General features: G+C 62.9%; 17 protein-coding genes. 3 read left to right on the top strand and 14 right to left on the bottom strand.

Annotated elements, in window-relative coordinates; translation table 11 throughout:
- Positions 1-110: 110 nt before the first annotated feature.
- Positions 111-386, top strand: a complete 276-nt coding sequence (locus tag QQL79_RS21790; RefSeq protein WP_284394356.1) for a hypothetical protein — start codon at positions 111-113, stop codon at positions 384-386.
- A 3-nt stretch (positions 387-389) separates the two neighbouring features.
- Here the strand turns inward: QQL79_RS21790 and QQL79_RS21785 are convergent, their stop codons facing one another.
- From QQL79_RS21785 to QQL79_RS21755, 7 genes are all read right to left on the bottom strand, one after another.
- Positions 390-1,502 (bottom strand): NAD(P)-binding domain-containing protein, encoded by a 1,113-nt coding sequence (locus QQL79_RS21785; RefSeq protein WP_348523197.1) that lies wholly within the window; start codon positions 1,500-1,502, stop codon positions 390-392.
- Positions 1,503-1,580: 78 nt separating this feature from the next.
- Complete coding sequence (locus QQL79_RS21780) at positions 1,581-3,833, bottom strand: ATP-binding cassette domain-containing protein (RefSeq protein WP_284394354.1); 2,253 nt, start codon at positions 3,831-3,833, stop codon at positions 1,581-1,583.
- A gap of 260 nt (positions 3,834-4,093) precedes the next feature.
- Positions 4,094-4,522, bottom strand: coding sequence for an iron chaperone (locus QQL79_RS21775; RefSeq protein ID WP_284394352.1), 429 nt, complete (start codon positions 4,520-4,522; stop codon positions 4,094-4,096).
- 23 nt (positions 4,523-4,545) lie between these two features.
- Positions 4,546-4,962, bottom strand: coding sequence for an SRPBCC family protein (locus QQL79_RS21770; RefSeq protein WP_284394350.1), 417 nt, complete (start codon positions 4,960-4,962; stop codon positions 4,546-4,548).
- Positions 4,959-5,282, bottom strand: a complete 324-nt coding sequence (locus tag QQL79_RS21765; RefSeq protein ID WP_284394348.1) for an ArsR/SmtB family transcription factor — start codon at positions 5,280-5,282, stop codon at positions 4,959-4,961. Before QQL79_RS21765 ends, QQL79_RS21770 begins: the two co-directional genes overlap by 4 nt.
- A 65-nt stretch (positions 5,283-5,347) precedes the next feature.
- Positions 5,348-6,103, bottom strand: coding sequence for an ABC transporter permease (locus QQL79_RS21760; RefSeq protein WP_284394346.1), 756 nt, complete (start codon positions 6,101-6,103; stop codon positions 5,348-5,350).
- A gap of 167 nt (positions 6,104-6,270) precedes the next feature.
- The gene (locus QQL79_RS21755) at positions 6,271-7,227 is read right to left on the bottom strand and encodes an ATP-binding cassette domain-containing protein (RefSeq protein WP_284394344.1); all 957 of its coding nucleotides are present in this window, start codon (positions 7,225-7,227) and stop codon (positions 6,271-6,273) included.
- Positions 7,228-7,406: 179 nt separating this feature from the next.
- Here QQL79_RS21755 and QQL79_RS21750 point away from each other — a divergent pair, with 179 nt between their 5' ends.
- On the top strand, positions 7,407-8,168 hold the full coding sequence (locus QQL79_RS21750; RefSeq protein ID WP_284394341.1) for a TetR/AcrR family transcriptional regulator: 762 nt from the start codon (positions 7,407-7,409) through the stop codon (positions 8,166-8,168).
- A 215-nt stretch (positions 8,169-8,383) separates the two neighbouring features.
- On the opposite strand, the gene QQL79_RS21745 is transcribed toward QQL79_RS21750, so the two are convergent.
- From QQL79_RS21745 to QQL79_RS21715, 7 genes are all read right to left on the bottom strand, one after another.
- Positions 8,384-9,442: an ABC transporter ATP-binding protein gene (locus tag QQL79_RS21745; protein WP_284394340.1), complete on the bottom strand. Its 1,059-nt coding sequence runs from the start codon at positions 9,440-9,442 to the stop codon at positions 8,384-8,386.
- Between the two features lie 11 nt (positions 9,443-9,453).
- Positions 9,454-10,539, bottom strand: coding sequence for a Gfo/Idh/MocA family protein (locus QQL79_RS21740; RefSeq protein ID WP_284394338.1), 1,086 nt, complete (start codon positions 10,537-10,539; stop codon positions 9,454-9,456).
- Positions 10,536-11,555: a Gfo/Idh/MocA family protein gene (locus QQL79_RS21735; protein WP_284394335.1), complete on the bottom strand. Its 1,020-nt coding sequence runs from the start codon at positions 11,553-11,555 to the stop codon at positions 10,536-10,538. Before QQL79_RS21735 ends, QQL79_RS21740 begins: the two co-directional genes overlap by 4 nt.
- A gap of 4 nt (positions 11,556-11,559) precedes the next feature.
- Positions 11,560-12,333 carry a carbohydrate ABC transporter permease gene (locus tag QQL79_RS21730; RefSeq protein ID WP_284394513.1) on the bottom strand — a complete coding sequence of 258 codons (774 nt, stop codon included), beginning with the start codon at positions 12,331-12,333 and terminating at the stop codon, positions 11,560-11,562.
- Positions 12,334-12,439: 106 nt separating this feature from the next.
- A complete protein-coding gene (locus tag QQL79_RS21725; protein WP_284394512.1) occupies positions 12,440-13,348 on the bottom strand; it encodes a carbohydrate ABC transporter permease in 909 nt (302 codons plus the stop codon).
- Between the two features lie 44 nt (positions 13,349-13,392).
- Positions 13,393-14,682, bottom strand: coding sequence for an ABC transporter substrate-binding protein (locus tag QQL79_RS21720; protein ID WP_284394333.1), 1,290 nt, complete (start codon positions 14,680-14,682; stop codon positions 13,393-13,395).
- 62 nt (positions 14,683-14,744) lie between these two features.
- The gene (locus QQL79_RS21715) at positions 14,745-16,037 is read right to left on the bottom strand and encodes an ABC transporter substrate-binding protein (protein WP_284394332.1); all 1,293 of its coding nucleotides are present in this window, start codon (positions 16,035-16,037) and stop codon (positions 14,745-14,747) included.
- A 442-nt stretch (positions 16,038-16,479) separates the two neighbouring features.
- Here QQL79_RS21715 and QQL79_RS21710 point away from each other — a divergent pair, with 442 nt between their 5' ends.
- Positions 16,480-17,403 carry a LysR family transcriptional regulator gene (locus tag QQL79_RS21710; RefSeq protein ID WP_284394331.1) on the top strand — a complete coding sequence of 308 codons (924 nt, stop codon included), beginning with the start codon at positions 16,480-16,482 and terminating at the stop codon, positions 17,401-17,403.
- The last annotated feature ends 213 nt before the right edge of the window (positions 17,404-17,616 follow it).

Below are 17,616 nucleotides of genomic sequence, written 5' to 3'. Positions count from 1 at the left end.
GTGGGATATCCACCGGCTTTGCCCGAATATCTCAACGGCCGCTGCATTTTCTCCGCAACCGAAATGGCGGCGGATAGTTTTCCTGCCGGCAGGAAGGGAGACGGGTGAAAATGGTGCATGTGCGATATGAGGTCGTCGAACACGATGGCGGCTTTGCCTATAAGGTGGGGGATGTGTTTTCCGAGACATTCCGGACGCATCGGGCGGCGCTGGACGCGGCCATAGCGGCAGCCGACCGGCAACAGGCGGCCGGGCAGACCCAGGCCATCGGCTATCAGGACGAGCAGGGCCGCTGGCACGAAGAGCTGGCGCGCGGCGATGACCGGCCGCAAACCGAGGTCGAGGACGATCTGATCGAGCCGCCCAACCGGCCGCAGCGGCGCTAAAGCCTAGGCGGGCGATTGCGTCATGGCGTCGAGATGGGCCAGCAATTCGCGGGCCGCGGCGCTGCCGGCGCGATTGGCGCCGATGGTGGAGGCCGAGGGGCCATAGCCGACGAGATGAATGCGCTTGTCGCGCTCGACTTGCGTGGCAAGGCGCCCGCTCATGACGATGCCGCCCGAGGGCTCGCGCAATTGCAGCGGCGCCAGATGGTCGAGGGCGCTGCGGAAGCCGGTGCACCACAAAATCACATCGACATCGAGACTGCTGCCATCGGCCCAGCGCACGCCATTGGGCGTGATGGCCTCGAACATTGGCTGCCGGTTCAGTGCGCCACGGGCCCGGGCCGCTTCGATGGCGGGCGTTACCGGCAGGCCGGTGACCGAAACCACCGAGCCGGGCGGAAGCCCAGCGCGCACGCGGTCTTCGACAATGGCCACGGCGGCGCGGCCTGCGTCCTGGTCGAAGGGCCCCTCGCGGAAGCGCGGCGGCGTGCGGGTGACCCAGCTGGTCCGGGTGACCTGGGAAATTTCGTCGAGCAGCTGGATGGCCGAAATGCCGCCGCCCACTACCAGCACATGCTGGCCGGCAAATTCGGCCGCGGTCTTGTAGTCCCTGGTATGGAGCTGGCGGCCGGTGAAACTGTCGGCGCCGGGATAGTCGGGGATGAAGGGCTTTTCCCAGGTGCCAGTGGCATTGATCAGCCCCTCGGCGGAAAACAGACCCCGGTCGCTTTCGACGCGCAGTCTCGAACCGCGATCGCAGACCACGCTGACGCTGGCGGGGCGCAGCACATCAAGGCCGAAGCGCTCCTCATAGGCGGCGAAATAGCGGGGCACGGCGATAGAGGCCTGCACGGACTGATCGGCGCCGGCGAAATCGGCAAAGGACAGGCCCGGCAGGTCATGGACGCGATTGACCGTGGTGAGGGTCAGCGAGGGCCAGCGATATTGCCAGGCGCCACCGGGCGCCGGGGCCTTGTCGAGCACGATGAAATCGCGGCCCGGCACAAGGCCGAGTTGCTTGAGGTGATAGGCCGAGGAGAGGCCCGCCTGCCCCGCGCCGATGACGACGATGCGGGTTTTGAGCGCCACGCGCATGGAAGGGAATGGATCGGACAAGGCGGGGCTCCCGGGGAGAGCCATATTTAGGGGCCTGGGGCGGTGGCGGCAAGGATGGGCAGCTTTCCCCCACCACGTCTAGCGCGAAGCCAGATGCTGCCCCGTCAATGAATGGCCGGCCTTGACCAGATCGGCCGGAACGCCCTCGAATTGTATCCTGCCGCCATCGTGCCCGGCGCCGGGGCCCAGGTCGATGACCCAATCGGCGCGGGAGATGACGTCGAGATTGTGCTCGATGACGATCACGGTCGAGCCGGCATCGACGAGCCGGTCGAAGAGGCCGATCAAGGTATCGACATCGTTCATATGCAGGCCCGTCGTGGGCTCGTCGAGCACGTAGATATTGCCCTTCTTGCCCAGTTCGGCGGCGAGCTTGAGGCGCTGGCGTTCCCCGCCGGACAGGGTCGAGAGCGGCTGGCCCAGGGTCAGATAGCCCAAGCCCACATCGTCGAGCCCCTTGAGGATTTTGGCCACGGCCGGTTCGGTGAAGAAGTCGACCGCCTCGCTGATGCTCATGAGATAAACATCGCTGATCGATTTGCCGCGCAGGTGATGCTCGAGCACTTCGGGCAGGAAGCGCTTGCCTTCGCAGGTTTCGCAGGTGGTGACCATGGGGTCGAGATGGGCGAGGTCGGTATAGATCACGCCCAGCCCGTTGCAATCGGGGCAGGCGCCCTTGGAATTGGCAGAGAACAGGGCCGCATCGACCCCATTGGCCTTGGCGAAGGCCTTGCGCACGCTATCGAGAATGCCGGTATAGGTGGCCGTGTTGGAGCGGCGCGAGCCGCGGGCCAGGTTCTGGTCGATGATGATGGTATCGGGATAGGCGAGCGGCAGGCAGCCCTGGATCAGGGATGACTTGCCCGAGCCGGCAACGCCGGTAACGGCGGTCAGCACGCCTTGCGGAATGGCAATAGATACATCCTGCAGGTTATTGAGCCGGGCATTGGCGATTTTGAGCTGGCCCGCGCCCCCACGCACCTTGTCCTTGATGGGCTGGTGCTTTTTGATGTGGTTGCCGGTCAGCGTGCCGGAGGTCAGCAGCCCGGCAAAATCGCCCTCATAGACCACCTCGCCGCCCTTGCTGCCGGCAAAGGGACCCATATCCACCACATGGTCGGCAATGGCGATCATGTCGGGCTTGTGCTCGACGATGAGCACGGTATTGCCCTTGTCGCGCAGCTGCTGCATCAGCCCGGCGAGCCGGCCCACATCATGGGGATGTAGCCCCACCGAGGGTTCGTCGAACACATAGGTGATGTCGGTAAGGGAGGAGCCGAGATGGCGCACCATCTTGACGCGCTGGCTTTCCCCACCCGAGAGGGTCGAGCTTTCCCGATCCAGGCTCAGATAGCCCAGCCCGATGGTGACGAGATTTTCGAGCCGCAGCGCCAGCGCCTGGAGCATGGGGCCCACTTGCGGCGCCTCGATGGCCCGGATCAGCGTGGCCAGTTCGCTGACCTGCATGGCCGAGAGCTCGGCAATATTGCGGCCCTTGACCGTGCTGCCCAGTGCCTGCTGATTGAGGCGGGTGCCGTGGCAGGCCGGGCAGGTGGCGCGGGTAAAGATCTTCTCATATTCGCGCAGCACATGGGGCTGCAGGCTCTCGGGGTCCTTGGAGCCCAAACCCTTTTTGAGCTTGGCGACCACCCCTTCATAGGTCAGCCCGATCTTGCCGACCTTGATCTTGCGGCCGTCATCGAGGTGGAAGAGGTTATGCCGTTCCTCCTCGGAATATTTGCCGATCGGCTTGTCGAGGTCGAAGAGACCCGAATTGGCGTAGATTTCCCAATACCAGGTGTCGACGGCGAAATCCTTGGGTAGCAGCGCGCCGCCCTTGAGCGATTTGCTCTCGTCGACAACGGCCGCCATGTCCATGGCGGCGACCTGGCCGATACCCTCGCAATCGGGGCACATGCCGCGCGGGTCATTGTAGGAATAGAGCGAAGGCGGGCCCAGGCGCGGTTCGGCCAGGCGCGAGAACAGCACGCGCAGCATCTGCGCGGCATCGGTCACCGTGGCGACGGTCGAGCGCGAATTGCCGCCCAGCCGCTGCTGGTCGACAATGATGGCGGCCGAGATGTTTTCGAGCTGGTCGGCATCGGGCTGGCCATAGCGCGGCATGAATTGCTGCACGAAGCTGGGATAGGTCTCGTTGATCAGCCGCTGGCTTTCGGCCGCTATCGTGCCGACCACCAAGGACGATTTGCCCGAGCCCGAGACGCCGGTGAAGACCGTGATCTGGCGCTTGGGAATGTCGAGCGAGACGGATTTGAGATTATTCTCGCGGGCGCCGCGAATGATGATCGAGCCGTAATCAGGTGGGGTCAAAGCGGGGTCCTCATTGGCATTGGCGGCAATCCATGCGCCGCTCTGGTGGCATGACGAGTCAGCAGAGTGGATTTCGACGGCGGCGGCGGATTTATGGTCTGGCGTAGATCTATCGTTCTATCGCCTCCCTCCCCCTTGAGGGGAGGGATTGAGGGTGGGGGTCGTGCGGTCTCTGCGCAAATGCCCCAACGACCCCCTCCCCGGCCCTCCCCTCAAGGGGGAGGGAGGCGTTGCGGATAGCCCAGCGCCATCCCAAGCCTTCAGCCCACCGCCTGCCGCAGCAACCCCGCAATCATCTTCTCATCGGCCTGGGTCAGCCTGGTCACGGCAAAGGCCGTCGGCCAGACGGTACCGTCATCAAGCTTGGCCACGTCGTTGAAGCCGAAGCTGGCATAGCGGGAATCGAACTTGCCGGCGGCGGTGAAGAAGCAGACCACCTTGCCGGCCGCATCGGCCCAGGCGGGCATGCCATACCAGGTCTTGGGGGAGAGATCGGGGGCGTTTTCCTTGACCAGAGCGTGCAGGCGTTCGGCAATGGCGCGGTCGCTTTGGCTCATCTCGGCCACCTTGGCCAGCAGGTCGGCTTCGCCATCGGCTTTCTTGCCCTTCTTGCGTTCGACCTTGGCGTCCTGCATCGCCTCGAGTTCGGCCTCGGAAAAGACTTTCTTGGATTTGCTCGTGCCGGCCATGATTGGTCTCCTCTTTATGGGTGTCAATCGATCGTGGCGACGAGCTGGTCCAGCCGTGCCAGGAATTGTTTCCACGATGCCCTGGCGCCTTTATAGGCCAGGTCCTGATCCGGCCTGAAACCGGCCTGCTCCATGCGCAGCATGGTGCCTTTCGCCGTCGGCTCCAGGGTGAAGGTCACGGTGCTTTCGAGGCCAAAGGCGGCCCAGCTATAGGACAGGGTACGGTGCGGCTCGATGGCCAGCACCTGGCAATCGATGACCACGCTCACATCGGGCCGGGGCTGGTTCGAGAAGGTGAATTTCTGCCCTTTGACAGGCGCGAAATCGCTTTTCATCAGCCATTCCTCAAGCAAATGCGGCTGGGTCAGCGCCCGCCAGATTTTCTCGGGCGCGGCGGCAAGCTCCCGCTCGACCGTGACGGTGCGGATTTCAGCACTCATTGATCCATCCTCCCCAGCAGGTTTTCGAGCGCGTCGAACCGCCCCTCCCAATAGCCCGCCATTTCTTGGGTCCAGTCGGTGAGGGGCGATAGCGCGCCCGGCAGGGCGCTATAATAGGTCTGGCGGCCGGCATGGCGATCCCCAACCAATCCGGCCTGTTTCAGCACCGCCAGATGCCGCGAGACCACTGGCTGGGACACTCCGGCCCGGGCCGTCAGCACCCCGACGCTCTTTTCGCCTTCCCGGCACAGCTGCTCGAAAATGGCGCGCCGCGTGGGATCGGCCAAAGTCTTGAAGAGCATGTCCTGCGGCGTCGACATCGTAGACTCATACCTCGCTGGCTATGGATTGATATATAGCCAGCGAGGTATGAGTGAGTCAAGGACTAGAGCGATGCCTTGCGAATCTGGCTGACGCCGATGGCCAGGCCGATGGCGCCAACCAGGAGGGCGACCAGCGCGCCATAGAGCACGGGAAGCGTTGATATCTCGCCGGAGAACAGCGCGCGTTCGGCCTCGACCAGATAGGTCAGGGGATTGAAGCGGCTGGCGATGTAGAGCCAGGCGGGCGCATTGGTCATGGGCAGCAGCACCCCGCCCAGCAGCATCATGGGCAGGGCCACCGAATGGCTGACCATATAGAAGAGCGAGCCATCATGCTTGCTGGCTATGGCCAGCGCATAGGAGAGCGAAGCCACCCCGACGCCGAACAGCAGGAGCAGCACCAGGCCTGCCAGCATGGAGAGGGGATGGAGCTGCAAACCGAAGGGCGCGGCGACGACGATGAGGATCAGCGCCTGCACCAGCAGGGGCGCCAATTCCTTGAGCGCGCGCCCCACCATGATGGCCGGCCGGCTCATCGGGGTGGCGAGGAAGCGCTCGAAACTGCCGCTCATCAACTCCTCGGTCAGCGACCAGCCGCAGGAAACGGTAGTGAACAGCACCAGCATGACCACCATGCCGGGCACGAACCATTGCAGGGGGCTGGCGCCATCGGGCCCCGGGATATTTCCCAGCAGGGGCACGAAGAGGGCCAGATAGAGCAGCGGCTGCACCAGTCCGAAGATGATGTAGTACCAGCTGCGCAGGGTCGGGCCGATCTCGCGGCGGAAGGAGATGGCGGTATCGGTGAGGAAGGTCATAAGGGAACCTCGTTGATTGGGAGCCGCGTTTCACCTCTCCCTGGGGGGAGAGGTCGGCGGCGAAGCCGGCGGGTGAGGGGGCCTTTACCGGGCGCGGTGAAAGAAAGGCCCCCTCACCCGACCCGAAGACGGGTCGACCTCTCCCCCAAAGGGAGAGGTGTAGAACCTCACCCCGCCGCCTCTCGCAGCGAGCGTCCTGTCAGCCCCAGGAACACGTCATCGAGCGTGGGCCGCACGACGCGGGCGCTGATGGCTTCGATGCCGGCCTGGTGCAGGCGGCGGACGAATTCGGGGAGTACGGCTTCGCCATCCCGGAGGGTGACCGAAATATCGCGGCCATCCAGCAGGGTTTCACGGGCATCGGGGAGGTTGCGGGCCAGCTCGGCGGCGCTGGCGGCCTGGTCGGCGCAGAGCACGCTGACATGGATGGTGTCGCCCGCCAGATCCGCCTTGAGCCGGGCGGGCGTGTCGTCGGCGATCATCATGCCATTGTCCATCACCATGACCCGCTCGGCCATGGTATCGGCCTCGTCGAGATAATGGGTGGTAAGGAAAATGGTCATGCCGCTGGCCTTGCGGATGCGGGTGATGTGATCCCACAGATTGGCCCGGCTGTGGGGATCGAGCCCGGTCGAGGGCTCGTCGAGAAAGAGGATGGGCGGGGTATGCATCAGCCCCAGCGCCACATCGAGCCGCCGCTTCTGGCCGCCCGAGAGCGAAGCACAATCGCGGTCGGCCAGCCCCTCGAGTTCGAGCATGCCGAGCAGTTCGTCGGCACGCTTGCGGGCGTCCGATGGGCTCATCTTCTGGGCGCGGCCTTGCGTCACCAGCTCGTCGCGGACGCGGTGATAGGGGCCCGAGCCGGTGCCCTGCCCCACATAGCCGATGCGCCGCCGCACGCCGGCGGGATCGGATACCACATCGAACCCGCCGACCCGCGCGCTGCCCGAGCTGGGCGGCAGGAGCGTAGTCAGCATGCGCAGGGACGTGGATTTGCCCGCGCCATTGGGGCCGAGAAAAGCCACCATCTCCCCCTCGGCGACATCGAGATTGAGGCCGCGCACGGCCTCGACTGTTCCGCCCTTGGTCTTGAAGGTGCGGGTGAGGTCTCTGGCATGGATCATGGAACGTCCCTCTCTAATCGCGCAGGCACACTGATCCGGCCCTGCTGACATGACGCGTCAGCAGGGGCGATTTCGACAGAATGCTCGACTTTTTTGCGCGCACGCCCTACAAACATCGTACGCCGCACAAGGTTTAGCAGAATTTTGTACGGTGTAAAGAGTTTTAATCTGGAGGCCCGATGGCCGAGGACATTGCCGGCAGGGGCGATCCGATCAAGACCCTGCAATTGATGTGGGGCACGGCCGACAGCCCCAAGCGCGGCCCCAAGGCCAAAGTGGGTCTCAACGATCTGGTGATGGCGGCCATTGCCATTGCCGATGCCGAGGGGATCGAGGCCGTCTCCACAAGGCGGGTGGCCGAGGCGGTGGGGATTTCGGCCATGTCCTTTTATACCCATGTGCCCGACAAGGCCGTGCTGCTCGACCTGATGCTGGATGCGGCGGCGGGGTTGCGGGCCGGCGATGCGCCCGTTTTCAAGGCGGAACACTGGCGGGCCAATGTGGCCTTCGTCGCCCGCGCCTTTCGCGATTTCTACATCACCCATCCCTGGGTCCTGCAGATATCAACCCATCGTCCGGTGCTGGGGCCGCACACCTTGCGGTCCTACGAAATTTTCCTCAGCGCCTTTGACGGGCTGGGCCTGAGCGAAATCGAAATGGACCTGTCGGTGACACTGATCGCCAATTATGTGCATGGCGCGGCGCGCGACGTGGCGCGGGCCAAGATGGTCAAGGAGCTGACCGGCCAGAGCGATGACGAATGGTGGTATGCCATCGCGCCCTATCTCGAAACGCTGGATTTCTCGCCCTATCCGGTGGCCAACCGCATCGGCCCGGTGGTGGGAGAGACCTATGGCCTGGGCGACCCGGACATGGCCTTCGATTTCGGGCTCGAGCGCATCCTGGATGGGCTGGCGCTGATGATCGACAAGAAACGGTAGGAGGAGAACCTCATGAGCTTGAGAGCCCTGATCGGCCTCCCTCCCCCTTGAGGGGAGGGATTGAGGGTGGGGGTCGTTGAGCGGCCCACCAAACCACCCCCTCCCCGGCCCTCCCCTCAAGGGGGAGGGAGGGTAGAACCAAATGTTCCTGCCCCGAAATGCAACCGCCTCAGGAAAAACCGTCAGGAACGAATGCTCTTCCCGAGGAAGCCCCCCTACCCCAGGATCACATTGCCCGTTGCATCGAACAGATGGATGCGGGCGGGGTCGGCATGGACGGTGACGGTGGAGCCCAGTTCCACCTGGCGCTGGCCTTCGAGGACGATGGTGATGGACTGCTTGTCCGCGGTCGTGGCGTAGACCACAGTCTGGCCGCCGAGATTTTCCACCAGGTCGACGCTGACCTCGGCCAGCTTGATCCCGGAACCCTCGGACAGGGTGATGTGTTCGGGGCGGATGCCCAGGGTGGTGGCTCCGGCCGTCTTGCCCGGCAGGGCAACGCTATTGCCTGCCACCTTGAGGCCGCTGCCATCGGCCGCGGCCGCCAGGAAGTTCATCTTGGGCGAGCCGATAAAGCCGGCCACGAACAGGTTTTTCGGATTGTTATAGAGCTCGAGCGGGGCGCCGGCCTGCTCGATGACGCCATTGCGCAGCACCACGATCTTGTCGGCCATGGTCATGGCCTCGACCTGATCATGGGTCACATAGATCATGGTGTTTCCCAGATCATTGTGGAGCTTGGCGATCTCGACACGCATCTGCACGCGCAGTTCGGCGTCGAGATTGGACAGCGGCTCGTCGAACAGGAAAATCTTGGGCTCGCGCACAATGGCGCGGCCGATGGCGACGCGCTGGCGCTGGCCGCCCGAAAGCTGCTTGGGCTTGCGCTGCAGCAGGGGCACGATCTGCAGGATCTCGGCGGCGCGCTGCACGCGTTCCTTGATTTCGGCCTTGGGGGTCTTGGCGGTTTCCAGGCCAAAAGCCAGGTTCTGGTAGACATTCATATGCGGGTAAAGCGCATAGGACTGGAACACCATGGCAATGCCGCGCTTGGCAGCGGGCACTTCGTTCATGCGGTGCCCGTCGATCAGCAGGTCACCCCCCGTGATCGGCTCAAGGCCGGCAATCATGCGCAGCAGGGTGGATTTGCCGCAGCCGGACGGACCGACAAAGACGGTGAAATCGCCGGGATCGATGGTCAGATCCACGCCGTGGATCACTTCGATATCGCCATAGGCTTTGACGAGTTTGCGCAGCTCGATATTTGTCGACATGGCTTGTCTCCTCAGGCAGCGCGGAACTGGGGCGGAACCCAGCTCTGATAACGCGGATGGTCGGACGCGATGGGCAGGGCCACATCTTCGTGGGTGGTCGAGGAATGGTAGAAGGCGGTGACGAGCTCAAGTGCCCGGCGTGAGTCCACCGAGGTTACCGGCATGGGCGCTTCACCCAATAGGGCGGCATGGAAGCGGGCCATCTGCGTTTCGAAACGCGAGGGCACATGTTTCCAATCCTTGAGCAGGGCATCGATCTTGGCCGCCGTCTCGGGATTGCGCGGCTGGATTTTCCACGGCTTGGCGCCGGGATTATAAGCCTCGTAATCGCTTTCGAAGGTGACGTTCTCGAAGGTGAGGAACAGCCGGGTGATTTCCTCGGCCGCGCCCAAAGTGGCGGTGAAGCTGCCCAGGGCGCCATTGGAGAGTTCGAGACTAGCAGTGACGCAGTCTTCCACTTCAATGGCGTTGACGCGAGTAGCGACGCGGCCGAACAGGCGCTTCACGTCGCCCATGAGATAGGTGAAGAGATCGTGCTGGTGGATGGCGTGGGTCATGAGAACCCCGCCCAGCTCGGTCGCCCATTTGCCGCGCCAGGGCACGGCATAATAATCGGGGCCGCGGCGCCACATGGTTTCCACCGTGCCGACAAAGGGCTTGCCGGCAATGCCGGCATCGATAATGGCCTTGGCCTGCTCGATGCCATCGCCGAACCGGTATTGGAACACCGGCATCAGCTTGCCCTTGGAGATCTTTTCCTGGGCAATGACTTCATCGACCTGTTTGAGCGAGCCGACCAGCGGCTTTTCGCAGATCACATGCTTGCCGGCCTTCAGCGCCGCCATGACCATGGGATAGTGCAGGCCGGGCGGGGTGCAGATATCGACCACGTCGATATCGTCCATGGCCAGGATGTCGTCGAAATTGGTGATGCGGCGCTCGACGCCGAATTCATCGGCAATCGGGGTCATGCGCTCGACATTGAGATCGCAGAGCGCGAGCACCTTGTACTTGTCGGCATTGGGCACATAGCCCTCGACCAGGTGGCTGCGGCCGATGCCGACGCCGACAATGGCGACATTGAAAATCCGGCTCATTGTGCCCACTCCGTACCGCGTTCGGCCAATTGCTGGGCGGTCAGCGCCAGCTTCATGGCGTTGAAGCACCGCTCCTGCGGCATGGCAGTTTCCGTGCGGTTGCGCACATCGTCGAGGAATTGCCGGCCGAAAGGAAGATCGGTGGTCGAGCAATCGATATGGCGGGGGCCATCCTTGTTGACGATGAACAGGTGATCGGTGCCGGGGCGGCCGGCAATGTCGATATATTTCCTGAGCTCGATATAGCCTTCAGTGCCCAGAATGGTGAGGCGCCCGTCGCCCCAGGTGGGCAGGCCCTCGGGGGTGAACCAATCGACGCGGATATAGCCCGAAGTGCCATCGGCCTTGAGATGCACATCGCCCACATCCTGCAGGCCCGGCTTTTCAGGATGGCCGCGATTGGCGACGCTGGCCGAGACCACTTCGGCATCCATGGCGTCCGAGAAGAACAGGAATTGCTCGAACTGGTGGCTGGCAATGTCGGTGAGGATGCCGCCATAGCGATTGCGGGTGAAGAACCAGTCGGGACGATTGTTCAGCCGCAGGGAATGGGGGCCGAGGCCCACCGTGTTGATCACCTTGCCGATAGCGCCCTGGGCGACCAGATTGCCCGCTTCGACCGTGGCCTTGACCTCGAAATGCTCCGAATAGAGCACGCCGAAAATGCGGCCGGTCTGCTTCTGCACGCGCTTGATTTCCTCAAGCTGGGCGAAGGTGGTCATGCCCGGCTTGTCGGACAGCACATCCTTGCCATGCTGCATGGCGGCAATGGAGATGGCGGCCCGGTCGGCCGGGATCGCCGCGGTCGTGATCACGGCGATCGAAGCGTCTTCGAGGATTTCCTTGGGGTCGGCAACGCGCCGCGCCTCGGGGAACTTTTCCGAGAAGGTGGCCGCCAGATCGTCCTCGACCGCATGGAAGGCCACGAACTGGGCGCCGGCGCGCTTGAGGCATTCCACCTGGCCGTAGATATGGGCGTGATTGATGCCGATGGCGGCAAATTTGATGTCAGTCATGGATCTAGCGTTTCATACCGGTCGTGGCGATGCCCTCGATGAGCAGTCGCTGGAAGAAGAGGAAGAACAGGAAAATCGGCACGAGGGATAGCGCCGACATGGCGAACAGCCCCCCGTAGTCGCTTTCCCCGGTCGAGTCGGTGAAGGTGCGCAGACCCAGCATCACCGTATATTGGCGCATTTCGCCCAGATAGATCAGGGGCCCAAAGAAATCGTCCCAGGTCCAGATGAAGGTGAAGATGGCGGCAGTCGCCAGCACCGGCATGGAGAGCGGGATGATGATGCGCCAATAGATGCGCCAGGGCGAGCAGCCATCCATTTGCGCGGCCTCGTCCAGTTCCTTGGGCAGACCACGGAAGAACTGCACCATGAGGAAGATGAAGAAGCCGTCGGCGGCGAGGAATTTGGGCACGACCAGCGGCAGGAAGGTGTTGACCCAACCCAGCTGGCGGAACAGCACATATTGGGGGATGAGCGTCACCTGATAGGGCAGCATCAGGGTCATCAGCATCATGGCGAACCAGAAGTTCTTATATTTGAAGTTCAGCCGGGCAAAGGCGAAGGCGGCCATGGAACAGGCCAGCACATTGCCAATGACCGACAGACCCGAAATGATGAAGCTGTTGAGATAGAAGGTGCCAAAACCGGTACGCAACCCGTTCCAGCCACGGAAATAGGCATCGAGACTCCAGGACGACGGCCAGATGCTGGCCGAGGTGAAGATCTCGTTTTCCGGCCGGAACGAAGCCGCCAGGAGCCAGAGCAGCGGATAGAGCATCAGGATGGATGCGCCGATCAGCAGGACATGGATGATGATCGAGGTGGTGCGGCGGCGCAGCGGGGAGGGCGCGCCCTCGGTGACCACGGTCAATTTGGCGGGGGCATTAATCGTCATAGTGCACCCAGTATTTGGAGGTGAGGAAGGAGAAGGCCGTGAACAGGCCGACCAGTGCCAGCAATACCCAGGCCAGCGCGGAGGCATAGCCCATGCGGAAGAAGCCGAAGGCCTCCTGGTAGAGGTAGAGCGTATAGAACAGCGTCGAATTGATCGGATTGCCGGTGCCGCCAGAGATGATGAAGGCGGGGGTGAAGCTCTTGAACGCCTCGATGGTCTGGATGATGGCGTTGAAGAAGACCACCGGGGTCAAAAGCGGCAGCGTGATCTTGACGAATTGCCGCCATTTGCTGGCGCCGTCCAGGCTTGCCGCCTCATACATGTCCTGCGGAATCTGACGCAGGCCGGCCAGGAAAATGATCATGGGCGAGCCGAATTGCCAGATCGAGAGGATGATCAGCGTCCATAGCGAATAATTGGGATTGGAAATCCAGCTCGGGCCGATAATGCCGAACATGGCGAGGAACTTGTTGACCAGGCCGTCGCCGGCGAAAATCTGCCGCCAGAGAATGGCGATGGCGACCGAAGCGCCGAGCAGGCTCGGCAGATAGAACAGCGCCCGGTACATGGGCAGGCCCTTGATGCCGCGATTGAGCAGCATGGCCACGGCTAGCGCGAAAGCGAGCTTGAGCGGCACCGAGAAGACCACGAAGAACAGCGTCACCCGCATGGAGGCCGAGAATTTCGGATCGGCGGTGAACATGCGCACGTAATTGTTGGCGCCTACCCAAGTGGGCGCCTGCAACAGGTCGAAATTGGTGAAGCTGAGATAGAAGGACGTGATCATCGGCCCGATGGTCAGGCCGAAAAAGCCGATGAACCAGGGCAGGAGGAAAAGATATCCGGGCGCATCGTTCTGCCAGATGCGCGACCAGATCGATTGCCGCGCCTGGCTCATGGGCGGGGCGGCTTTGGCTGATATTGCTGTGTGCTCCGCCATGATCAGGCTGCCCGGCCGAGAGTGGCGACGACTTCGTCGAAAAAGGCGGGACCGGCATCTTGCGGCGACTGGGCGCCGAAGGCCACTTCCTGGCTCTTGGTCTTGAGCGCCACTTCGATCTCGCCGGCCGCGGCGGGCGGGGTGGGCGGCACGGGACCGGCAATGGCGCCCAGATCGTCGATATAGCGCACCGCCTGCTGGCTGCGCTCGTCAAGGTCCGGAGTAATGGCGGCGCGCATGGCCGAGGAGGCCGGCACGCCACGCTCGACGCCCAGAAGGGCGGCCGCCGCGGGCGAATTGACGAAGAAATTGATGAATTCCACGGCCTGTTCGGGCGCGGCGGAGCCGGCCGAGATGGCGAAATATTGCGAGGAATTGCGATAATGGCCGCCGGTCGAGCCGGGCTTGGTCGCCGGATAGGCGGCAATGCCGAGGGCGTCCGGTACCAGGGTCTGATAGGCAACAAGCTGGTTGGAGGTGGTGAAATTCATCGCTGCCTTGCCGCGCACCAGGGGCGAGGTTTCGAGCTTGCCGGTATCGATGGCCTGCTCGTCGGGGCTGACAATGGCGCCGGCATCGCGTAGGTCGGCCCAGAGGGCGAACCAGGCCGTGACGTCCTCGGCGGTGAAAGCAGGCTGGCCTTCGGCGGTATAGAGGGCCTTGCCCTGCTGGCGCAGCCAGTTTTCGAACAGCAGCTCGACGCCGCTGCCATCGGGGGCCAGAGCCACGGCGCCACCGGTGCTTTGGGCGAAAGCGGCGCCTTTGGCCTTCAGATCCTCATAGGTCCAGCCCATGGGGTCGAGCTCGATCCCGGCATCGGCCAGCGCCTTGCTGTTATAGACGGCAGCACCGGCGGCAACGCCCAGGCTGATGCCCATGAGCTTGCCGTCAATGGTGCCATTGTGCAGCTGGTCCTGGTCGAAGGAACTCGTATCGAGCGCGGCGCCCACATATTGGTCGAGCGGGGCCAGCGTGCCGCGGCGGGCATATTCCCCGATATAGCGGTAATCCATCTGCATGATGTCGGGCGCATTGCCGCCCGCGGTCTGGGTGGCCAGCTTGGGCCAGTAATCGGCCCAGCCCAGGAATTCGCCTTCGATGGCGAGGCCCGGATGCTCGCCGGTATAGAGATCGGAGACCCCATAGGTGCGGTCGGCGCGGGCCTGGCTGCCCCAGAAGATCAGCCGGAGCCGCGTATCCTGGGCAAAGGCGGGCAAGGCGCCCAGACCGGTTGCCGCCGCGAGAGCCGAACCGGCCATGAGAAACTGCCGTCTGTTGGCGACCAATGCCATGAGATACTCCATAGGCTTATAAAAAAGCCGCGCGCCAACAGGGCGCGCGGCGGAACCAGGGATCAGGCCCGGCTGAGGATTTCGTTGGCACCGCTGATCAGTTCGGGGCCGGCCTGTTCGGGCGTCTTGGCGCCGAAGCCGACTTCCTGGCCCAGGGTGCGGATCAAGGATGCGTCGATTTCGCCGGCCGAAGCGGGCGGGGATGGCGGGAGCGGCCCGAGCAGGTCGCCCAGATTGGACACGAAATTGAGCGCGATCTGGCTCTGTTCGTCCAGCGTCGGAGCCACCACGTCGCGGGTGGCGGCGATGCAGGGAATGCCGCGTTCAACACCCAGGAGCTTGGCCGCTTCTGGATCATTGATGAAGAAGCTGAGGAAGGCGGAAGCGGCTTCCTTATTGGCCGAGCTGCCCCCGACCGAGAAGAACATGGAGGGCTTGCGGTAGTGACCGCCGCCAACGCCAGCGGCGATGCGCGGATAGCCGATCATGCCCAGCTTGTCCTTCATGATGGCCTGGTAGCCCACCAGCTGGTTGGAGTTGGACGGCATCATGGCCGCCTTGCCCGCCACCAGCATGGTGGTCTCAACCGCGCCGGTATCGACGGCCTGTTCTTCGGCGGTGACGCAGACACCAGCCTCGCGCAGCTTGGACCAGAGCGTGTACCATTCGATGGCATCGGCTTCGTCGAACCCGAGCTTGCCTTCGGCGGTATAGAGCGCCTTGCCGCGCTGGCGCAGCCAGTTGTCGAGCATGGGCTCGGTATAGGAAGCATCCGAGATCGCCTTCATGCCGCCGCGGACATTGGCGCTCTTGAAGGCCTCGCCAATGGTCATCAGGTCGTCATAGGTCCAGGCATTGGTCGGGGCCTCGATACCGGCTTCCTCGAAGGCGGCGGTATTGACCAGGGTCGCTACCGAATTGGCGCCCAGCGAAATGCCATAGAGCTTGCCATCGACCTTGCCGCCATCGAGCTGGTCCTGATCGAAATTGTCCAGCTTGAGGACGCCGCCGACAAATTCGTCGAGCGGGGCAATGGCGTTGCGCTTGGCGTATTCGACGATATAGCGATAATCCATCTGGATGATGTCGGGGGCATTGCCGCCGGCGGTCTGGGTGGCCAGCTTGGGCCAGTAATCGTTCCAGGCCAGGAATTCGCCCTCGATGGTGGTGCCGGGATTGGCAGCCTCATAGAGATCGGTCACGCCATAGGTGCGGTCGGCGCGGGCCTGGCCACCCCAGAAGGTGAGGCGCAGATTGCTCGCCTGGGCCCAGGCCGGCATTACGCCGGCGGCGCCAGCCGCAATCAGCGCGGAACTGCCCATCAGAAATTTGCGGCGGTCGATAGAAATAGTCATCAGGTTCCTCCCTTGAAAACTCTTGGTCGTTCCGAAACGCAGAACGGGTGCGGCGACCTCCCCGTCGCCTAAATCACTAACCGGTTACATAGCCCCGCAGTCTAACCCCGAAGTCAAGAGCGGGCCAAAGCACTTTTTGCGGAACTCTCCGTGTGAGGAGCCAACCGGTCGGTTACGACATAGCATAGAGATTTGAGGCGGCGCAATCGACTTGTATGGAAGATGGACAGGGGTCCAAACGCCACGCAATCCGGGCCATAAGATCTCAAGTAACCCCTTGCCTCCCTTATTCTTTTGGGAGCGCTACCGATCGGTCCTCACCCCCATTTGCCCCGCCGTTATTCGACGAAATGCATTTATGGATGAAAGTTTGGACCAGACTGGACCCAAAGAAAAATACGAAATATCGTCGCTATTATAGAAAATTTCTATGGGACACGCGATGGATAAGCTGCTCAACCAGTTTCTGGCCGTCGCCGAGGCCGGCACGATCAGTGGCGCGGCCACGGCGCTGTTCGTTACCCAGCCGACGCTGACCTTCAACATGCGCAAGCTCGAGGAAACCATGGGCGTGCCGCTGCTGACGCGATCCTCGCGCGGGATCGAGCTCACCAGCTATGGCGAAACGCTGTATCAGAACGCCAGGCTGATGCGCCGGCTATATGACAATACGCTGAAGGCGCTCGAACATCAGCGCGGCCGCACCGAGCAGGGGCTCAGCATCGGCACCGGCTATTCGTGGTGGACCATGTTCATTCGCGACATGGTGGTCGATTATTCCACCAGCTTCCCCAGCGCCCGCATCCATGTGAGCCTGGGCAATCAATTGCGCTGCATGGACCAATTGCTCTCGGGGGACATTTCACTCTTCGTCGCCCATGAGATCGAAGGCCTCAGCCGCAGCACCGGCGCCCGCTTCATTCCGCTGACCCGGGTCGGCCAAAGCTATTTCTGCCGCGAGGGGCATCCGCTGCTGCTGGCGCCGCGCAGCCTTGCCGAGGTCGAGGCCTATCCGGCCGTCACCAGCGCGCTGCCGGAAACCCGCCATCAACGGTTCTTCGAGACCTGGAGCCGCACCACGGCAGGCGGGGCAGCCTTTGATCAGGGCAAATATGCCTTTGCCTCCAATTCACTGGCGGCGTGCCTCGATTATGTCGCCCGCACCGATGCGGTGATCAAGCATACCGAGGTGATGGACCAGGAATTCGGCCTGCGCGGGCTCCAGCGAATTGACGTCACCGAGCCGGAGCAGAAGAGCACGATCGGCATTTATGCGCTCAATGAACGGGCCGACGAGCCGCGGCTGGCCAATCTGATCGCCTGGCTGGAAGGCGCCGCAAAGGCCGTATTGCCGCCCTTGCAATAGGGGGAACGCTTCATCGCCCGTCGGGCGTTAGATTCCAACACCCACAGGGTCATTCCCGCGAAAGCGGGGACCTCCGTTTCGGAATGCTGGAAAAGAAAACAGGGGTTCCCGCTTTCGCGGGAATGACATTGTGGACCGAAGCTGCATCTCTCCCAACCACCGCCGCCTTCCTCGGGCTTGACCCGAGGACCATTTGCCGCTTGCGCCGTGTTG

Origin of the sequence: Devosia yakushimensis, from assembly GCF_030159855.1 — a bacterium.
GTDB classification, from domain to species: Bacteria; Pseudomonadota; Alphaproteobacteria; order Rhizobiales; family Devosiaceae; genus Devosia; species Devosia yakushimensis.
The sequence above is the reverse complement of the archived record's forward strand: the minus strand, read 5'-3'. Positions and strand labels throughout refer to the sequence as shown.